6 protein-coding genes and 1 pseudogene are annotated in these 20,878 nt (G+C 65.5%); all 7 read right to left on the bottom strand.

The annotated features are described in order from the left end of the window. Positions 1-28: 28 nt before the first annotated feature. Entirely contained in the window at positions 29-1,699 is a 1,671-nt protein-coding gene (locus tag GGI48_RS10900) for a ShlB/FhaC/HecB family hemolysin secretion/activation protein (RefSeq protein ID WP_179598254.1), read from the bottom strand. After that, complete coding sequence (locus tag GGI48_RS10895; protein WP_179598252.1) at positions 1,686-15,773, bottom strand: leukotoxin LktA family filamentous adhesin; 14,088 nt, start codon at positions 15,771-15,773, stop codon at positions 1,686-1,688. Before GGI48_RS10895 ends, GGI48_RS10900 begins: the two co-directional genes overlap by 14 nt. Before the next feature lie 291 nt (positions 15,774-16,064). Next, entirely contained in the window at positions 16,065-16,451 is a 387-nt protein-coding gene (locus GGI48_RS10890; RefSeq protein ID WP_179598250.1) for a hypothetical protein, read from the bottom strand. Positions 16,452-16,676: 225 nt separating this feature from the next. After that, positions 16,677-18,329, bottom strand: a complete 1,653-nt coding sequence (locus GGI48_RS10885) for an ATP-binding protein (RefSeq protein WP_179598249.1) — start codon at positions 18,327-18,329, stop codon at positions 16,677-16,679. Positions 18,330-19,057: 728 nt separating this feature from the next. After that, positions 19,058-19,213 (bottom strand): annotated as a pseudogene (locus GGI48_RS10880) (IS5/IS1182 family transposase); the annotation flags it as partial. A gap of 26 nt (positions 19,214-19,239) precedes the next feature. Next, positions 19,240-19,713, bottom strand: a complete 474-nt coding sequence (locus tag GGI48_RS10875) for a hypothetical protein (RefSeq protein ID WP_098467399.1) — start codon at positions 19,711-19,713, stop codon at positions 19,240-19,242. Between the two features lie 229 nt (positions 19,714-19,942). After that, the gene (locus tag GGI48_RS10870; RefSeq protein ID WP_098467398.1) at positions 19,943-20,818 is read right to left on the bottom strand and encodes a helix-turn-helix transcriptional regulator; all 876 of its coding nucleotides are present in this window, start codon (positions 20,816-20,818) and stop codon (positions 19,943-19,945) included. Positions 20,819-20,878: the final 60 nt, after the last annotated feature.

Genomic DNA, 20,878 nt, shown 5'->3' with positions numbered 1-20,878 from the left:
GGTGCGTGGCCCAGTGTCCGCGCTCATCTCAGAGGATCTTGTACACCAGTTGCAGGTTGATGTAGGACGAGTCCTGATCGTTGCGGACCTTGGTCAGCGGCACGCCCACCGTCAGCTCGCCACTGAGCCGCGAGGTGGCTTGCCAGTTGACGCCGGTGCCGACGCTGTCGATTTTTTCGGGCTGGCGGAATGACGAGTCGATTCGCCCGTAGTCGTAGAAACCAAAACCGGTGAGCGCCTGGGTGATGCGATAGTTGGCCTGCAGGTTGGAGTACAGGCCGCCATCGCCGGCCAACTCGCCCTGACGGTAGCCGCGCACGGTGGACGCCCCTCCGATCTGGAACAGCTGGCTGGAGGGCACGCCTTCGCGTTTCGAGTACTGCCAGGCGCCGCTGGCATTGAGGAACCAGTCCGGGCTGAGCGCCTGGTAGAGCTGCCAGTAGCCGACCCAGAGGCCGAAGTGGTCATGGATCGGCGTGCCCTCCACTTCGCTGCGCGCATCCTGATAACCCAGGCTCACCCGGAGCGAGCGGCCGGGCGCCAGATACAGCGCGGTGAGGTCGGCCTGGGTGCTCTTGACCCGGTTTTCGTTGAGAAAGACTCCGGAAATGTAGTTGCGGGTATTCTGCTCGCCGTAGGTCAACTGGCCGGTGAGCAGCCAGCTCTGGTTGCTCCACAGCGGGTGATTGATGAAGAGCGAGCCGTTCTTCGAGTCGCTCTGCGAGTCCAGGCTGGCGAACGGACCGTAGATGACCTTTGCCCGGCTCTTGCCGATACGCCCGCCAATGCGCCCGCCCAGGCTGTTGAAGGGCGCGTCGTAGGACAGCATGCCCATGCCCGAGCCCCGAGCGCCGGTGAGGAAGGCCGAGAACACGTCGTCCCCGCCCAGGGCGCCGTAATGGCGGTACATCATGCCGCCGGTTTCTTCCCCGGTGGATTCGTAGCCGTGGTTGTTGGCGAACAGTTCCAGGCTGTTCTGCGGCGGCTCGTTGACGTTCACGTAGACGTCGGTCAGGCCATACCCCTTGCCGTGCTGCAACGAGGCCGAGAGGTTGCCCGAGCTCAGGCGGTTGAAACGCGACAGCTCGGCTTCCAGGCGCTTGGGATCGACCAGTTCGCCGGAGTCGATGTTCAGGCGCTGGCGGATGAAGTCCTGTTTCATGTAGCCGTTGCCTTCCAGGACCAGCTCGCCGACCCGGCCCTCCACCAGTTGAATGCGCACGCGACCGCCTTCAATGCGTTGCGCTGGCAGAATGGCCCGCGCGGTGGCGTAGCCTTTCTGGTCATAGAGCCGGTTCACCGCCGAAATCAGCTGCTGCAGCTCGCTGAAGCCGACCTTGTGCCCCAGGTACGGCTGGACCAGTGCCTGCAATTGGGCGCTGTCGAGAATTGCCGTTTCACTGAACACCACCGCGACCAGCTCGAAGTTGAGGCTGGCGTTTTCCGGCAGCTTCTGGTCGCCCACCAACGGCACGGTCAGTGCCGGTGTGTTGTCTTGCGGCACAGTGTCCTGACGCTCCAGGGCCCGTTGTGGCTGGCGCAGGAGTTCGGAGCTGATGGCGCCCGGCAAGGCACCGGACGGCAGCGATTCAGCGTTGGCCACGAGCGAGAACATCAGGCCGGCGGTGCCGAGCAGAAATGGCAGCCTGAAGGCGGTGGCGCTCAGGCCACCGCGCTGCTGAAGGTTAGATCGAGTCATCGTTGCTCTGATTGCTGAGGTTGACCGCCCGTGGGGCGATGGAAAGTTCTTGGGCCGGTTGCAGCACCGGGTACACCGGATGCGCCGCCGACAACGCCGGCATGACTCGCCCGTCATGGCTACTGCGCCAGTCGGCGCTGAAGTGCGCACGAGCGATGTCGAAGGCGGCGTAGCCGCTGGTGACCAGGTTGCGGGTGAACACGCCACGGGCCGAGTCGAACCACATTGGCGCGCGGGAGCCGGTGGCGCCGCGGGTTTCCAGGTCGAGGCTGAAACCCTTCCAGGGGATGTAGTACTGGAAGTCGCTGGCGTAGCGCAGCGCCGGGGTGGTGTTGTCCATCAGCGCGGTCACGTAGCCGGTGCTCAGTTTCATTTCCTCGCCGATGTAGCCGTTGAGGATGTTGAAGCGCTCGGCATTGGAGCGGATGTCGGCCACGCGGGCCGCCAACTGCTCGGCGCGGACATAAGGGGCGTTGCTGATGCCCAGGTCGATGCGGTCGGCGACCCCGCCTTGCAGGTTGCTGGCCCACAGGCGCAACGGCGTGGCCTGGACGGTCTGGGTGATCTGACCGCGAATGCTCTCGGCCCGCAGTTCCAGATCGCGGGCGACGCGCACGTCGGCCAGGTCCAGATCGGTGGTGCCCAGCACCCCATCGCCGTCGCCGATTATCCGGGCCGAGCCGGTCAGGGCGTGCACGTGGTCGGCATGGGCCTCGCGCAGCAGGTGCAGGTTGACGTCGCCCACTGGGGTCTGGGCGTTGAAGCGGCCGGTGTCCAGGCGCACGGCGGTCGCCGCCTCGCCCACGCCGGTGGCCGCCACCAGGTCGACCTGGCCGTCGGCCTCGTCGGTGGTGCGGATCACCGAGTCTTTGTCGTCCATGCGGATCGCCCCGGCGCCGGCGCGCAGGCCCACGCGGCCGTCGAGCACGCTGTTGCTCATCACCAGGTCGTTCTGGGTGGCGAGGATGTTGGCGCCCAGGCCGAACAGCCCCAGCGCGCCTTGCTGCTGCACCACCTGGAACGGGTTGGCGGCAGTGCCGATGTAGCCGGCGGTCTTGCCGTTGGCGTCCACCGCGCGCAGGTTGACCAGGCCACCGTCGAAGGTGGCGTGGTCGCCCAGGGAGGAGAAGTTGCCGTGGTTGGCCACCAGGTTGGTTTCGCCCTTCACGTCGATCTTGCCCACCACCACGTTGCCGTTGAGCACCACCACGTTGGCGGTGCCCGGGGCCACCAGACGGTACACGGTGACCGGGTCGTTACCGCGGTTGGTGACCTGGATCGGGTTGTCCGGCGAGCCGATGTTGCGCCCGGCGTCGATGTACAGGCCGCCGGTGACCGCACCGGCCACGCCAGTGGCGGTCTGGTTGATCACGTCACGGCCGGCGTAGACATACAGGGTGCCGCCGACGGTGATGTCCTTGAGAATCACGTCCTGGGAGGTGCCGACGTGGTAGTCGCCCTTGGCGTCGATCACCACCGGGTCCTTGGCTTCCACCACCAGGTCGTAGCGCGGCCGCAGGGTGACGCGCACGGTGTCGCCGTCCAGCTGTTCGGCCTGCAGGGTGCCCGGCTTGGCTTCGGCCAGCAGGGCCATCAGCTGACTGGAGCTGTAGCTGTTGCCCTGCGACGAGGACAACTGGGTGACGATGGGCAGGTAGCCGTCGGTGCGCTTGAGGGTGAATACCAGGGTCTCCGGGTCCGGCAGGGGCTGGGTCGGATCGTTGTTCAGACGGATCGAGCCCTGGGTGGCGGCGACATTGGGCAGCGCGCCGGTGGACGGACGTTCCCCGGCCACGGCGCCGGCGTTGATCACCGTGCCCAGCATGCTCTTGTCCCACACCGCGCCGTGGCTCATCTGCGCATAGAGCGCGGACTGGCTGTCCAGGGTGTACTGGAAGCCGCTGTCGCGGGTTTGCAGCAGGCCCTGGTCGAAGCCGGGGGTGCCGGCCAGGAAGCTCTTGGCCTCCTGGTAGCGAGCCTTGATCGCGCTGTTGATCTCGGCATCGGTCGGGGCGCGGCCGAGGCTGGCGGCCACTTGCTCGCGATACAGGCCCAGGCCCTTCTGGCTCAGGCTGAAGGCGCTGTCGGGCTTGTTGGCCAGATCGCGGATCGACCAGTAGTCGCCGTAGTAGCGCACCACCAGATTCTGGTAGCCGTTGATGGTGCTCTTGGCGTTGTTGGTGTCGGTGAGGCCCAGGGCCTCCCATTCCTTGATCTTCTCTTGCAGCTTGGCGTCCTGAGTCTCGCCCTTGGGCGCGGCGCCGATGATCTGACCGCTCGGGGTATTGAGCTCGACATTGCCGAACAGCGACTCGATAAAGCCGACCTTCATGTGGCCGCTGGCCTGGGTCAGGGTCACGCTGCCGGGCGCCGAGGCGTTGATCTCGTTGCTCTGGGTCACCAGCGGACGGTTGACCCCGCCGATGGAACTGCCCGAGCCCGAATGCAGGTTGAGCACATCGCCGGCGATGGCCACGCCAGGGGTGTCGGCGTGCTGATAGATGCCGCCCACGGCGTTGACGGTGACGTCGCCGGTGGTCTGGATCGACTTGGCGTAGAAGTCGCCGCTGCTGTTGAGGAACACATCGCCCTGGCTGCTGGCGCTGACCGAGGCGCCGGCCACGCGCGAGTCGATGATGTTCAGGCCCTGGGTGGCGCTGCCGATGCCCTGGCTGGCGTTGAGCACCAGATCCTTGCCTTGCAGCGAGCCGCCGGCCTGCAGCAGCGAGCCGCCCTTGACGTCGAAGGTGCTGGTGCCGACGTTGTTGCGGATATCGCCGCCGAGCATGACGTTGGAGGTGGAGTCCACCTGCAGGCGCGACTCGCTGTTGCCGACGAAGCGGATCGGGATGGCGTAGTCGGCCTTCACGCTGTTGGTCAGATCCAGCTTGATGTCGGTGGCCAGGTTGAACTCGGTGCCGTTGACGAAGCCGCCCCAGTCGTTGTTGCCGTCGCTGGTGACGGTGACCTTGGTGTAGCCGATCTGGCCATTGGCCCACTGCATGAAGGCCTTGTCGTCGCCGGTGGCGTCGCGCACCACCACCTTGCCGTCGCTCACGCGGTATGAGGTGCCGTCGGAGTTGGAGATGGCGGTCACCCACTGGCCCAGCTTCTCGTCCATGTCGGTGGTGTCGCCGGACGCTGAGGTGTCACCGCTGTAGTCGCGGGTTACGTGGTACTCGTGGGTCCACTCGTAGCGCGCGCCGGTCTGGGGCTTGTAGCTGAATTCACGGCCGATGGTGCTGTCGAGCAGGGCGCCGCTCAGGCCACTGGCGCCGTTGGCGTCGTTGTAGACCGCAACGCTGTTCTGCCCCGCCTGATTCACGTACCACCAGGTCTGTGCGCGGCCGTCGCCCCAGGATTTCAGGGTGTCGGTGATGCGCACCACGCTCTGCCCGCCGTTGCCCAGGTCGATGTCCGTGAGTCGCAGGTCGTAGCCGGTGCTGTTGTTGATCTGCACATCGCCGTAGCCGGAGTTGACGCGGATGTTGCCCAGCACGTTGGTGTTGATGATGTTGCCGGTCAGGGACACCGAGCCGCCGCCGGCGGCGTCGATGCGCTGCACCTGGATGCGGCGGTTGTCCGAATCCCAGTAGACCGTCGGCACTTCATCGCTGCCGTCGATGGCCGCGACGCTGTTCAGGCGCACCAGGCCGTTGCCCGCGGCGATGCTGCCGATTTCGTTGGCCACCGCGCTGTTGAGGTTCAGCGACCAGTCGGTACGGCTGCCGACTTCGATCCCGGCGTTGATGTTGATGTTCTTGGCGTTGATCGCCAGGGCACCGCCCACGCGCATCGCACTCTGTGACGAGCCGCTGGTGTCGGCCTGGCTCAGCGCCGCGTTGTTGCGCGTCGCCAGGGTGTTGAGGCCGACATAGGTCCAGTCCCATACGCCGGTCGTGCAGCTCCAGAGCACGCACGACAGGTCGTCCGCGTTCTGGTTGCCGGTGTAGACGTACTTGCCGTCCTTGAGGCTCACCCGGTCGGAGGTGTCGGTGTCATCGTTTTCCCAGTAGCCGCGCACCACGCCGCCGACGATGACCTGCTGATCCTTGCCGTCGCCACGGCCGTACTTGCGGATCAGGAAGTCGGTGAAGGCCTTCTGGTCGCTGTACTTGCGCGAGCCGTCCGGGTTGGTGTTGTAGACCGCATTGGCGGTGTATTCGGCAATGGCATCGGGAATCGAGCGGCCGTTGAGCAGCCCGAGCACTTCCGGCGACAGGCCCTTGATGATGTTGGCCCACTCGGCCTGCACCGAGGCCAGGTTCCAGTTGCGCCCCGGCAGGTTCACGAACAGGTCGCCGTTGGGCACGTTCATGCTCAGCTGGTAGCTCTCGATGGTGGCGAACTGCGAGACGTTGCCCGAGGTGTTGCTCAGCGCGGTGTTGCCCTTGAGGTTCTGGATATCGCCCAGCACCAGGATGCCCGGCGCCGGGCTGGTGTTGCCCGCCAGTTGGGTGTCGTAGGTGTTCTGAATGACGATCGACGGCACGCTCGGGCGCTGGTTGGCGTCATAGAAGTCGGACTGGGAACGGCCCACTTCGGTCAACCGGGCGCCGCTGGCGTTGAGCTTGGCCGCGCCGGTGGAGGTGATGGTGCCAGTGCCTGCCGCGGACACCAGGATGCCGTTGGTCACCAGGTAGTCGTCCGAGCTGTTGTGGATCACCACGGTAGGCGCGCCGTAGGCGGTCAGCTCGGCACCGGACTGCTGGATGCGGTCGGCGCCGACGCGGATGTCTCCGGCCCCGGCGATCAGGTCGTTGACGATCAGGCTGTCGACCGTGGTGCTGCCATCGGCGCCGGCCCCCAGGGATTTGGCGGTGCTGGCGCGCATCTGGGTGTACAGGGCGATCTGCTCGCTCAGCCGCGCACGCTCGCTGGAGCCCTGGGGCAGACCGGCCAGTTGCTGGTTGAGCTGGGCCAGGGTCGCGTCGATCTGCGCCAGCGGGCGGAACGCGTTGGCGCTGCCAGCCTTGGACACGCTGTAGGTCAAGTCGCCCAGGGACGACACCACACGGGCGGCCTGACCGTCCCAGTAGAGTTCCTGACGGTTGCCGACACCGGCGATGACCTCGGTGTCGGCCAGGTTCAGGCTGGCCAGCTGGTTGACCTTGTTGGAACGCACCGTCTGCTCGCTGGAGAACAGTGACAGGTAGGGGTTCTTGCCGGTGCCGCTGCCATCGGCGCTGACCTTGCCGTTGGTCGCGGTGAGGTCGACGTTGCGCACCGAGCGCAGGCGGTCGTTGCGGCCGAAGATCAGATCGTTGGTGGTGCTGGCAGTGGCGTCCACCCCGAGCTTGGCGGTGATCGGAATCAGGGTGTTGTTCACCACCAGGGTGCTGGCCTTGGCGCGAATGTCATTGGACTGGTTGCCGTCGGCGCTCTGGCCGGCGCGCAGGCCGAGGTTGCCGTAGCCCAGCAGGTCGGCATTGGCGCCAAAGCGGATCATCTGCGCGGCGCTCAGGTCGATCTTCGAGTTGCCGCCGCCGGCGCCCACCAGGCCGAACACGTCCACGCGGGCGTCGGTGCTGGCGCGGGTGTCGCTGTAGGCACCGACCTGGAGCAGGCCGCTGCTGCGCAGGTTGGTGTCGTCGCCCACCAGCACCTGGTTGTTCACCGTGACCTTCATGTCGGTGCCGGCATAGGGCGCGGCGATGGCGCCGCCGGCCTTGAGCTTGCCGACCTCGGCCACGCGCATGGTGTTGTGCGCGGTCATGCGCAGGTGGCCCTTCTCCACGTCCAGCGGGCTGCCGTTGGTGGCCAGGCCGACGTTGTTGCCCAGCAGGATGCGGCTGGTGTCGCGGATGCTGTTGTCGACCAGTACCGCGCTGCCGGTGAGCACGCCACCGGAGCCGGAATAGGCGTTGGCGCCGCCCTGGGTGATGTTGTGGGCCTCCACATCGAGGCCGTCGCGGGCGGCCAGGCGCGCGCCGTCGTCGAACTGCACCTGGGTGTCGGCGCCCAGGGAAAGGTCGATGAAGGTGCCGGAGGCGCCCACCGCCGCCGCTTGCAGCGAATCGCTGTCGGCCTGGTAGTCGAGTTGATGCTCGGCCTTGACGTTGGCCTTGGCGCTTTGCAGACGGGTGCTGCCGAGCACGTCCACCGCGGTGTGGCTGGCGGCGTTCAGGTCGAGGGTGGAGGCACTGCCGGCAATCAAGCCGCCGCTGCCGGCCACGGCATCGCCGGTGACGCCGTTGCTACCGCTGGCGGACAGGTCGAGGGTGCCGCCAACCTGGCCGCTGGCGCCGAAGCGCACGCGCTGGGTGGCGTCGATGTCGGCCTTGCCGATGTTGGCACCCATGGCCAGGGCACCGCCCACGGCGATGCCGGTGGAGTCGGTCTTGACCCGGGTGGTGTCGGCGGCTTTCACCGCTGCGTCACCGGTGACTGTCAGTTGACTGCCGTCGCCGACCTGGGCCAGGACATCGGTGTTCAGGTCGGAGGTGGCCACGGTGGCGTTGATCCCGACCAGGGCGCCACCGGTGGCGCCGGTGGCCTTGGCTTCGGCGCTCTGGTCGCGGCTGCGCTGGGCGGTGGCGTTCACGTCCAGGGAACCGGCGCCGATGTTCACCGCGCCGGTGCCGGCCTCGACGCCATTGTTGACTTGGGCGGTGGCGACACTGGCGCCGATGGCGCCGCTGCCGATGCTGGCGCCGAAGGCCAGGGCACGGGTCATCGGGTCGGTGCTGGCACGGATGCCGACATTGTCACGGGCCAGCAGCAGGCTGCCGTCGCCCACCCAGGCGCGGGCCTTGGTGGTATCGCTGGCGGTGGCGACCACCGCCGTGCCGGCGAGGATGCCGCCACTGGCGCCCACCGCCTCGGCGTTGTTGGTGGAGCGCGCGCTGGCGTCGACCGCCACGCTGCCGGCCTGCACCTTGACGTTCTTGCCCAGCAGCGCCTGGGCCTGGCCGGCGCTGTGGGTGGTGGCGACGCTGGCGCCGATGGCCGCGCCGCCGACGGCGACGCCGACGGTTTGCGATTTGAGGGCGTGATCCAGGTGCGCGCCGACCTGCAGCGCGCCACCGCTGGTGATCTGCGCGCCGTCGAGCACCTGGGCGGTGGTGCTGCTGGTTTTCTCGCTGACGGCCACGGCGGCGCCCAGGCCGACCGCGCCACCGCCGCCGGCCTGGGCCTTGGCTTCGGTGGTGCCGCCCTGGGCGTCTTCGGCCTGGATGCTGAGGGTGCCGCCGACCTTGGCCACGCCGCCGAGTTCGGCCAGGCTGCGGTCGCCAACGTTGATCACCGCCACACCCGCACCGGCACCGACGGCGCCGGCGGCCACGCCGGCCGCCTCGCTGGCGACGTCGGTGGTGTTGTGGGCGCTGACGCTGAGGTTGCGGCCAGCGTCGAGGGTGGCGTGGCCCACCCGCGCGGCGGTGGAGTACTGGGTGGTGTCCGGGCTGGCAAGGAAGGTGTCGTTCGGGTTGATGCTCTGCTGCCGGCCGTTGATGTCGGCTTGCAGTTGCGCGGCGCCGGAGAACTGGTTGCCCATCTGCCCGTTGAGGCCGGAATTGCGTCCGACCTGTTGGGCGTTGTTCAGGCTGCTGTCCAGGCTGCCGGTGGCGTTGGCGGAGGCGCCGGAGGCGACGCTGACCACCGAGACACCGGCGCCGGCGCCGACATAACCACCACCGGCGGCGGCGATGGAGGTGGAATCGATGTCGCGCTTGTTCTCGGCGCTGACGCTGAGGTCGCGGTCGGCGTTGACCACTGCGCCGTCGCCGACGCTGGCCACGGCGCCGCTGCGCACCACTTGCACGTCGGCCCCCGCGCCCACCCCGGCGACCCCGCCCGCGGCCAGGGTGCCGAGGGTGCTGGTGGTGTCGAGGCTGTCCCGGGCGTGAACGCGCACGTCCTGCTGGGCGCCGTCCTGGCGGGTGTTGACCCGGGAACCGGCGCCGATGCCGGCCAGGGTCTGCCCGGTGGACGTCAGCACGTTGACCGTGCCAGCCACGCCCGCGGTGCCGCCACCGGCGCCGGTGAAGGCGACGACGTCGATGTCCTGGGCGGCCTGGGCGTCGACCTGGGTCAGGCCGATGGCATCCAGAAGGGTATTGCCGGAGGTGCCGGCTTCGGTGCGCTGGTCGAGGTCGGTGACCACCACGGTGGCTCCCACGCCGGCCACGCCGCCGCCGGCCACGCCGCCGGCGATGATGTTCAGGTCGTTGTCGCTGTCGGCGGCGATCTTGATGCCGGCGCCCTGGCTGTGCAGGCTGGAACCGTCGACGCGGCTGCGCACGGCACCGTCCAGGGTGGTGACCGCTACCGAGCCGTTGACCCCGGCGCTGCCGCCCAGGGCCGCGCCGACCACCACGGCATCCAGGTCATGGGTGGCGCGGGCGTTGACGCCGATGTCGCCCTGGGCGTTGAGGGTGGCGGCGCTGACGCGGGCCTGGGTGTCATGGTCCAGGGTGTTGGTGGTGACCGAGGCGCCCACGCCGGCGGAACCGCCGCCGGCGCCCGCGCCATTGCCGCTGGTGACGCGGGTGTGGTGGTAGGCGCCGACCTGGGTGGCGGCCTGGCTGGTGACGCTGGCGTCGTCGATGGCGGCCAGGGTGGTCCCTCCGGCGTGGTTGACGGTGACCGCGCCGGAGACGCCGACGTTGGAACCGCCGCCGACGCTGGCGGCCACGGTGTTGATCTCGTCGGTGCTGCTGGCGATCACGCCGATGCCGTTCAGCGCGCTCTGTTGGGTACGTTCGCGCAGGTCGCGGCTGGTGTTGCTGTCGAGCTGGCCGTTGTCCACCTGCACGGCGCTGCCCTGGCCCTTGGCACTGAGTTGGGTGCCACTGCCGCTGACCCGGGCGCTGGTGCTGCCGTCGAGCTGGTTGACCGCCACGGCGCCGGCCAGGCCGACACCGCCCATGCCCACGCCCAGGGCGCCGGCCACGGTCTCGATGTCGCTGTCGGAGCGGGCGCTGAGCAGCAGGTTGCCGTCGCTGCTGGCTTTCACCCCTGTGCCCAGCTCGGCCAGGGTGCTGCCGCCGGCCATGTTGACCGCGACCGAACCGGCCACGCCGCTGCTGCTGCCGCTGACGCCGGCCCCGGCGGCCAGGGTCTGCAGTTGCTGGTTGCGCAGGGCGTTGACCCGCAGCAGTTCGCCAGCCTGCAAGACCCCGCCGTTGGCGCCGGCATAGACCCCGCCGAGGATCTTGTTGTACGAGCCGGCCAGGCCGATGCCTGCCCCTTGGCCACCGTAGGCCAGGGCGCCGGTGAGGCTGCGGATGCGTGACGCGTCCTGGGCGTCGATCGACAGCGCGCCCTGGCTGACCAGGGTGCTGTCCTGGCTGCGCGCGCGGGTCTGGTTGTCGATGGTGTTGATGGCCACCGAACCGGCCACGGCGTTGGACTGGGCCGCCACTGCACCCCCGGCCACCAGGGCATTGATGTTGCTGTCCTGGCGAGCCTTGAGCTGGGCGCTGGCGGCGTGCACGTCACTGTTGAGCAACTCGGCGGTGACCCGGTCGCTGATGGTGTTGTAGCCGAAGCTGGCACCGATGGCGCCGCCACGGCCGATGGCCGCCGAGCCGCTGGCGTTCCAGATGGTGCTGGCGTTGTGGGCGTCGAGGTTGAGGCCGCCGCCGAGCACCAGGTCCTGGCTGCCGCTGATGGCAGCGCGGGTGTCGTGGTCCAGCTCGTTGATGGAAACGGCGCCGTCGAAGGCGTACTTGTTGGAGTAGCCCATGGCCGCCGCGACCGACACCAGGTCGGAGGTGTTGCTGGCGCTGACTTCCAGGCCGCCGTTGCTGTGCAGGCCGCGCAGGTTCTCCAGGGTGGCCTCGGTGCTGCCCTCGACGTGGTTGATCGACAGGCCCGCGCCGACCCCGGCCTTGCCGCCGTAGGTCACGGCGCCGGCCACGGCGTGCAGGGTGGAATCGTCGCTGGCGTGAACGCTGACGCCGTCGCTGGCGCTGATATTGCCGTCGGCCAGGCGTGCCTGGGTGTTGGCGTCGATGTGGTTGACGCTGACCGAACCGGCCACCTGGTAGCTGGTGGCCGAGGCGCTGGCGGCAACGCCGGCGGAGATGGACAGCGCGCTGCTGTCGTTCTCGGCGCCGACGTCGATGTGCCGGCTGGTGACGTTGCCGCTGGCTGCCAGCTCGGACGTGATGTGTGAATTGACGTTGTTCTGGGTGTAGGCCCCGCTCAGGCCGACACCGTTGCCGGTGTTGCGCGATACGGCGGCGCCGCCGGCGATGGCGTGCATGGCGGTGTCGTCGCTGGCCTGCACATTGACCGCGCCGGCGGTCAGGTTCAGGTCGTCGGTGATGCGGGCGCTGACGAGGTTGTCGACGTTGTTGACCGCCGCCGAGCCGGAGATGTTGATGCCGAACGCGCCGCTGCCGTCGCGGGCCTGGGGCTGGCCGGGTTTCGCCGGGGCGGGCGGAGCGGTCAGGGCCACGGAGAGCGCGTAGTTGCCAATGCGCCCGTCGGCGCTGGCCTTGACGTTGAGGTCGCCGTCGGCGCGGGTGCTGCCGGTGGCCAGATGGGTGTCGCGGCTACCCAGCCAGGCCTCGGTGGTGCGGTCGATGTCGTGCACGCCGGTGGCGACGCCCGCCGCGCGGGTGGTGGAACTGACCACGCCACCGGTGATGGTCAGGGCGTCGGTTTCGTCGCGGGCACTGATGTCGATGTTGCCGTTGCCGCCGTTGCCGCGGGTCAGGTCGAGGCGCGCGCCGTCGTCGATGCCGGCGCGGGTGGTGTTGTGCATGCCGGTGACCGACACCGAGCCGCTGAGGGCGTTGGAGCCGTTGCTGGTGCCGGCGACCGCGTAGTTGATCAGGTCGATGTCGTTGATCGCCTGGACCTTGAGGTCGTTGGCGTGCAGGTCCACGGCGCCGACGCTGGCTTCGGCGGTGTGGGTGTAGTTGCCGACGATCACGCCCGCGCCCAGGCCGTTCTTGGCGCCGGAGCTGTTGAACACGGCCGGGTCGGCGGCGACGTTGACCATCTGTGATTCGGTACGGGCGTGGATGTCGACGCTTTGCTGCTGGCCCTGGTAGGCGGCGTCCTGGTTGATGCGCACGCCATCGGCGACGTTGACCTTGGCGGACAGGCCGACATCGTTGATGTCGACCATGCCGCTCAGGGCGTTGCCGCTGTCCTGGGCCTTTTCGCCGGAGACGGCGGCGGTGGCGTTGACCCAGGTGCTGAACAGTTGGTTGCCCGTGCCCAGGGCGCGGGTGAAGTCGTCGACGTTGTCGCTGCTGAAGCCCTTGATCAGGTTGGACAGTTGGCTCTGGTCGAGCCAGGGCAGGCTGGCCTTGGAGCTCAAGGTCAGGGCCTTGATCGCATCCAGCTCGGCCCCCGGGCGCACGTTGAGCACGGCGCTGTTGTTCTGGGTGCTGATCAGGATGGCCACCGAGGCGGCGTTTTCCTTGCCGGTGCTTTCAGTATCGAAACTGAAGGGTTTGGACGCTGCTTTCTTGTCGGAAATGGTGGTGGCGACGCTGGAGTTCAGGGCGTCGGTCACCTGCGCGCTGAGGTTGGCGTTGGCCCCGGCCTTGACCTTGGCCTGGCTGCCCACGTCGAGGCTGGCGTTGTTGTCGTGATCGATGTAGGCCACGGCGCCAGCCACGCCGAGCTTCTTGAGGAAACCTTCGGTGTTCTCGTCCTTGTTCTGCTCGCCGGCTTTTTCGGTGGTCTTGCCAATGAAGGACTTCATGCCCTCCACCAGTTTGTTCACCGCGTCGCTCTGCATCTTGGCGACCCGGGTGCCGAGGGTGTCGCCCAGCAGCACGCTGGCGTTGTGCTGGTTCTGCTGGGTATTGAGGGTGGCCGAGAGCGTGGCGTTGTTGCCGGCCTCAAGGGTGCCGTTGAAGGTGTTGCGCGCGTCCAGGTCGGAGAGCGCCACCAGCACCGCGATGCCGACCGCGCCTTCGCTGTCGCCGGCAATGGCGGCCACCTTATAGGACTTGTTCTGCTCGGCCTGCACGCTGGCGTTGCCCGCGGCCTTGATCAGGCTGCCGGCGCCGACCTGGGTATCGGCCGTGCCATCGGCGTAGGACACGTTGGCGGTGAGGGTCACCGGCAGCTTGGAGGACACCTTCATGGCCTTGACGCTGGTATCAACGGTGGTGTCGGACTGGCTCTTGAGGGTGACGTTGCCGGTCTGGGATTCGATGCGGGCACCCTGGCCGACATTCAGCGTGGCGTCGGTGCTGGTGACCGCCACCACGGCGCCGACGTGCAACCCCATGACTTGGGCCGTGGCGTTGGTGGCGGCGTGAGCGGCAATGTTCACGTCACCGCTGCCGACGATCTGCACCTGATCGCCGATGTTGACCTTGGACTGGGCGTCGAGCACCTGCACACCCGCCAGCAGGCCATTGCTCACCAGGGTGTTGATCAATCCTTCGAAGAAGCCTTTCTGCCCGGCGGCGGCCTGATCCGGGGTGATCGCGCCGGACTTGAGCAGCGCCTCGCGCTGGGTCGCCATCTGCTGGTCGGTGAGCACCTGGGCGATCGGGTTGCCGTCGGCGTCGTAGGCGTTGTACAGGCCTTTCTCGGAGAGGCTGTCGGTCAGCGCGGTGGAGGATTCGGCGCTGATGCTGACCTTGCGGCCCCGCACCTCGACGCCCTTGCCCAGGGTGATTTCAGTCTTGTTGCTGCCGACTCCGACCTGGATCCCCGGGGTGATCAGCGCGCCTTCGGTGGCGCGGGCCTTGAGGCTGATGTCGCCCGCCTGATAGGCGCTGGTGTTGGTGTGGGCATAGAGCTTGGCGTTGTCGCCCAGGACGATGCTGGGGGCTTCCAGGCTGATATTGCCGGAGTCGCCGATGGAGACGGCATCACGGTGCTCGTCCTGGCTGGCGTTCTGGTAGTTGGCGATGTTGCGGGTCGAGACCATCACGCCGTTGGCCAGGTTGATCTGCTTGGAGGCTTGCAGGGTGTAGTTGGCCCCGCCCAGCCGCTGGTCCTGGGTGACGTTGATTTGTTCCGGATCGATCAGCACCTGGCCGGCCTTGCCGCTCTGGCCGGCGCTGGCTTCCAGGCTACCGGCCCAGGTCACGGTCTTGTCCGCCGAAAGCTCCACCGAGCCGCCATCGCCGCTGCGCCCGGCGTTGGCGGCGACCGTGGCGCCCTTGGCCAGGGTGGTCTGTTCCTTGGCCTTGACCAGCACCTTGCCGCCATCGGAGTGCTCGCCCTGGCCGGACGCCGAGACGCGCGCGCCCTGACCGATGACGATATCGCGACCGGCGCGGATCTCCACTTCGCCGGCCTTGTGACCACCGCTGCCGTCGGCAATCACCCGGCCGTCCACCTTGACGTCTTGAGCCGCGACGATGCGGATTTCACCCTCGACTTCGACCATGGCGGCGCCACTGTCCAGGTCACCGATGTTCACCAGTTGCTCTATGCGTGGCACGGCCGGTTGCGCGCTGTTGAGGCTGGCGCCGGCAGCGATCTCGACGTCATGCCCCTGCAGCTTGATGGCGCCGCTGGCGTTGACCTGCCCACGCACGGACACCAGGCCGCTCTCGGACAGCGGCAGGTTTCCCGCCTTGAGCTGAGCCACGGCCTGCTCGTCGATACGTCCATCGGCCCCCAGCAGACGCTCCAGTGCGGCGCTGTTCGGCGTGCTGACGTTGAGGGAGCCAACGTTGATCACGCCCTTCTCGCCAACCACCATGCCGTGGGGGTTGGCGAAGTAGATATCGCCACCGATTTGACCGTTCTTGTAGCCGTTGAGGATGCCGTTGATTTCAGTGCGCTGGTCGCGAACGATGTTGATCAGCGCGTTGGCTGAATCGGGCACATAGAGGTTGGCTGTTTCGCCACTGCCCACATTGAAGCGAGAGAACGAGTTGAAACCGTTGCCGCCCTGGATGGTGTTGGTGCGGATGTCCGTCACCTGGCCATTCTGCACCAGGCTGGTGGCCGTTCTGCCGTCCGTGACAATGCCCTGGGCATAGACCCCGGGGCTGCTCAGGATCGCCCCCAGCGCCAGCAGCCCGGCACTGCTGGCAGTCTTGCTGGATTTGGTCTTGCCCTGGCTGGTGGTGTGTTCACCGACGACTTGCCAGACACCTTTGGCGTGGTTCCAGATGGTGCGATAAACGTGATTCATCCGCGCAGTCCTTGGGGGCATGGGCGTCCTGGCGTCCGAGCACGAAAAGGCGTGCTGGAGACCCACGGGGCCAGCTAGAGGTAAAGGTTTGGCGCGAGTATAGGGACGGAGAAATGCTCAGAACTGAGCAATGCTGACAATTGGCCATTACTTGGTTTTGTCGCAATGACGCCTTTGTTTGCGGCGCCTGGCGGGGGTAAACGCGCTGCTGCGGATGGGGTGGTGGCGAGCGGAACATTGAGGGAAGGACGCGGCGGACCGAGCCGCCGCGTGGTGCGTTCGTGGGGCGTGCTACTTAAGCGAAGGCCTGTGGCGACTGCCATCGAGCAAGGCATCCACCACCGCCCGGGCCATCTCCACCGAATGCACCAGGGACCAGATCAGGCCGCGCTCGATGCCGCTGCCGCGCTCGGTGATTTCATCGGAGACTTCTTCGGCGCTTTTCAGCAGCAGGGAGACGTGGAGCAGGGCTTCTTCGGCGGTGATGCCTTCTCGGATGGCAAACAATGAATTGCTACCAACCGGGATGCCTGAAGTGTGTTTGATGGATTTGGCCAGAGGTTTACCGGTAGGCCGAAGAGCCAGTTTTTGAAGTAACTCTTTATTGGCTTGGTCTAGTTCAGGGCTTCTGCGTTTGTGGGCGGGTGTTTTGGACTGATCGGGAACGAGCTTTTTCATGGCGTAACTCCAAGCGCCTAGTCAACATCGAGCTGCTAAACCCGGCCATCGAATGTTCGGTGACAGGTCGAGGCTAGTTAGCCGGGATTCTCGAAACAAGGGGGCTAGGTACAACTAGGACGTTTCGCACAATAGAAAGAGACTTAACGCTGCTTCAGTAGATCATTACAAGGTGTGTATGAGCTCATACAGGCTCATAGCGGCTCATAGCGGCTCATAGAATTCTTAGCCGAGCTTATAGACCGCCCAGCGTCGCTCACCTTGCTGTATCAGAGCGCCTTTGTCTTTCATGCGTTTAAGCAGCTTTGCCGCCTGATCAGGCGAGAGCCGGCACAGATCCATCACTTCCGCGCGCTGGATCTGCCCATGCTGCTGCACATAGTTAAACACCATCTGTTCATGCTGAATGGTTGTGAAGCCTGCCTGGCGGGTATAGGCAGCCTTGTCGCCTGCGGCCTGATACAGGCTGGCCGACAGGGTATAGCTGCGACCTCGGGTGGACCCATGGGCTTCCACCAAACCGGCTTCGGTCAGGGCTTCCAGAGTGCGTTTGGCGCTGGTGGCGTCGCGCTGGATCAGCACAGCCAGTTCATCGGTCGTGACGCGCTTGCTTTCGCGCAGGGCGGCCAGGGCGATCAGGCTGTCGATAGGCAACTCGGCGTGGGTGGCGCGTTCGTGTTCGACCACCAGGCGGCGAAAATCCAGGTCGGCCTCGGCGGTGGGCAGGCGCAGCACCACGCTCTGGGCATTGGTGTAGCTGTAATCCGGTGCCGGGCGGCCAAACTTGAGCATGCCGCGAAAGATCTTGTCCACGCCGCGGCCGGAGCGTTCGACCACGCCGATACGCTTCATGGCGTCGGCCAGGGCCGGGTTGCGCGGGCGCGGTTCGGTCACCAGCAGGTTGGCCAGGGTTACGCCGTCGACTAAGCCACCCGGGTTGCTGATCACCAGGGCATCGTCCTCCAGGCGCACATGCACCGCGCCGCGACCGTGGTAGTCGCGGTGGACCAGGGCATTGGCCACGGCTTCGCGAAAGGCGCCGAGGTCGACCTTGGGCACTGGCACGCGGAACAGACCGACTTGCAGCTCTTCTTCCGGGTTATAGGGGCGGAAGTTGGTTTCCAGCCAGTCCAGTGCCTTGAGCAGCGGGAAGCGACGGAACTCGTTGAAGCGAACGGCCTGCTGGGCCAGCACTTGGAAGGCGAATTCGTGAGTGGGCACCAGTTGGCGAATAGAGGTTTCCCGGCCAACCAGCAACAGGCCGGTCAGGGTTGGCACCCGCGAACCGTCGGGTTGGCGTACGGTGAGCAGCAGTGCGCCGTCGAGGGCTTCGTCGTCCAGTTCCAGTAGCATGCGGTCGCCGCCGTACTGTTGCACGGCCTGGCGCAGGCGTTCGCGCTCCAGCGGGTCGAGGTCGGCCAGGGTGGCACCGGCCACTGGCTGTGCGGAGACATCGAGCAGGCCGAAGTTGCTCGCACGGCTGCTGCGCTCATGGGGCAGCATCGCCACGCATTCGGGTGTGCCGTCGTGCTTCAAGCGGCGGCGCAGGTACACGCCACTGGTGGTAGCCACGTCGCCCTGGGACTTGGGTATATGGATGCATGCCACGGTTACCCCGTCCAATTCGACCGCTTCGGCCCGTACGTTCAGTGAAGGCGAGGTGCGCGCTGCCACCATACCGGCCAGCCCCTCCAGCAGGCGGTGCTCGGCATGTAGGCCGGTGGGTGTGCCATCATCTTCTACGCCCAGCCACAGCTCGCCGCCCTCGGCGTTGGCCAAGCAGACCAGTGCTTCGATTAGCTCGCGGTCGGGGAGCTTGCTGCGGTCGCTCTTGAACTCGACGGTGAGGGATTCTCGGGGTGGCAGGTACGGCGTCATGTCAGGTTCCCATCTGTGCAGTCGCTTGCCGAGCGGATTTCAGCAACGGGATTACACGGACGCTGCCGGTTAGCATCTTGCCGCGCAGAATTGAACAGATGGTGTTCCAGTTGCGGCAGCGTGAGGGGCATTACGCAATCCCTTGTAGGCACCCAAGGAGCGAGTGCCTATTAATTGGCGGTGATTGTATCCCAAGCCAAGCGATGCGCTGCACTCGTTGAGGGCGCGCGGGGTTGCAGTAAGGTTTACACCATCGAGCCAGCCACTCAAAGAAGATGTTTGCCTAGCCGTTGCTTAGAGACTGGGAAGGGGGAGGGCCTGATGTGTTCGGTCTGATGAGGCAGTCATGAAAGCTCATTCCAGGCTCTGTACGGCTGTTGAGCTATGCCTAGCAGGCTGTCATTGAGCTGGCATTGCGGAGCCAAACTAGCCCATCCAGGCACAAAAAAAGGCACTTGCGAAAATCGCCAAGTGCCTTTTTTGTACTGCTTCATTTGGTGGAGCCGGGGTAATTTGAAACAAGGCGGTATCTAGTTGTTTTGGCTGGTAAACAAATGTTTGGTCAACTTGCTTGGAATACCAGTTGGAACGCTGTGTGGACTGGATTCCGATGGACGGTGCTTTTTCAGCTCCGCCCCCTAAAACGAATCGGAGCCGAATCTATCAAGCAGATGGTCGCGCTGTTGATTGTTGCCCTTGGGCTCGCAGGTCAGGGGCTCATAGGCTCCGTACGAGAAGAGGTGTCGCAAAAAACGCATGGAACAAGCCAGCGATACCCTAGCTGCATAGCTTTTCGCGAGCTTGTCCAAGCGTGTCACGATCCGGCGGTTCTCCTTCTCCCAGCCAAACATGCGCTCGATGATGTTGCGCTGTCGATACTTGGGCCAGATCAAACAGTCTGGCTATGCTGTTACTGCCGCCAGTAGTAGCCCGAACACTCATGCTGAAGTGCGTCAGGAAAGTCCCAATTCCTGACCAGAAAGCGCTCAGAACCTTCCATTGCGCAGTCGATATGCACGCGGTTCAGAGCTGGTTTGTGAGCAGCGACTAAGATCGACTCTACGAAACGGATTTCTTGTGGCATGAGTTTCTGGTTGCAGTCTGGGGTGCCAAGTGCGACGGACAGGTTGGCGTGGTACCAAAATCGCCCTTTTAGGTGTTCACCTAGCCGATCTCGAAAGGACCGGCCACTCTCCGTCTCCTTCGTTTCGCCGATGTACAGAAGCACGTCAGGGCCGTAAACGGGATGGCGCCCATAGACGCAATAGAACCCGTTTCCATCCATATCGCCGTTCCCAGGAGGGATGTACGTCTGCTTTTGGGCGTCATATTGGAGCTTGGTCCGTTCGGTCCAGTAAATATCGACAATGGTCAACTCGGTCATGAGGCTATCTCGGTAGATTGCAGCTGCATCGGGATCTCGCTTGCAAGGGGCGCGGGTTTTCCAATCTGGATCAGGCCGACATGTGAGAGGATCTAACAGAGCAACTCCCCCGGGGTACAATCGCCGCTGACGCGGATGCGCCTCCAGATCGACGGATTGAGTTGCATCTGCTCCAGTTAGATGTGCAGGGTGTAGAGAATCGGCGGCGTGACCACGTATTTACCTTTGCTCAGTGGTACAGCCAAGGCTGCAGCTCATCCAGGTTGGCGACGACAATCTGCTGCGCTGTCGCCTTGGCATGCACTTTGGTTGGGTCGATCTGATAGCGCTGCAGCACGTATTGCACTAGTGAGCCACGGGTTTCGATTGGCAGTCGGCCATCCCGCATGCCGTAGTCGGCCTCGATGATGGCGCGTTGTTCCGGTTTCAGACGCGAGTCGGGTTCGATGATCACCTGCAGCAAGGTGGTCCAGCCCGGATCACTCTCGCGGCCGTGGTCTGTAGGATCATCCATCAGATCCGGTATGCCGCGGAATCGGCTCAGAACGAAGTCGCGATAATCCCGATTCTTCTCGCAATAGGCCCGCACGTGCCAGCGCATTCCGGTGTAAACCAAGGTGTGCGGGGCGATCAGGCGAGTTTCGCCACCGGGGCTGGTGAAGGACACATACTCGCACTCCAGGCGCAGACCATCCCGGCAGGCTTTTAGCAGCGGACGCAGCACTTCCGGCCGTACCGAGCGATCCGGCACTGCTAATACCTCTGTGTGTGCATAAGCAAGTGCCAGACCCTCGATGTGTGGGGCGCGCTCATGGTTCTGGTTGAGAAGGTGCAGATAGGCACTGGCGCTGTCATCGATGAACAGCGGTTGGAAGCGGCGGCTTGGGACGTATCCCTTCAAATGCTTGTCATATTCGAGGTTCTTCGGCGCATGTTCGTTGATGTAGGTGTTGATGTCCTTCGACGCTTGTTGACGGCTGATGCCGAAGCTCTGCATCAGGTGATTGGTGGTCAGGCGGCCTTCCCACCAGACCACTGTCTCGATCAGACGATAGCGCAGTGCTAGATCCCAACGTATGGACTCGATCGACTGCTTGCGTTTCATGGTCCCTCCATCTGTTCGAAAACTTTACCTGTACAGGTAAACACTCTAGATGAGTCGCTA

Origin of the sequence: Pseudomonas protegens (assembly GCF_013407925.2) — a bacterium.
GTDB lineage: Bacteria > Pseudomonadota > Gammaproteobacteria > Pseudomonadales > Pseudomonadaceae > Aquipseudomonas > Aquipseudomonas fluorescens_AP.
The sequence above is the reverse complement of the archived record's forward strand: the minus strand, read 5'-3'. Positions and strand labels throughout refer to the sequence as shown.

Bases quoted from the DNA above. Each gene is read 5' to 3' on its own strand.
- GGI48_RS10900 (WP_179598254.1), bottom strand. From the start codon at position 1,699: ATGACTCGATCTAACCTTCAGCAGCGCGGTGGCCTGAGCGCCACCGCC.
- GGI48_RS10895 (WP_179598252.1), bottom strand. From the start codon at position 15,773: ATGAATCACGTTTATCGCACCATCTGGAACCACGCCAAAGGTGTCTGG.
- GGI48_RS10890 (WP_179598250.1), bottom strand. From the start codon at position 16,451: ATGAAAAAGCTCGTTCCCGATCAGTCCAAAACACCCGCCCACAAACGC.
- GGI48_RS10885 (WP_179598249.1), bottom strand. From the start codon at position 18,329: ATGACGCCGTACCTGCCACCCCGAGAATCCCTCACCGTCGAGTTCAAG.
- GGI48_RS10875 (WP_098467399.1), bottom strand. From the start codon at position 19,713: ATGACCGAGTTGACCATTGTCGATATTTACTGGACCGAACGGACCAAG.
- GGI48_RS10870 (WP_098467398.1), bottom strand. From the start codon at position 20,818: ATGAAACGCAAGCAGTCGATCGAGTCCATACGTTGGGATCTAGCACTG.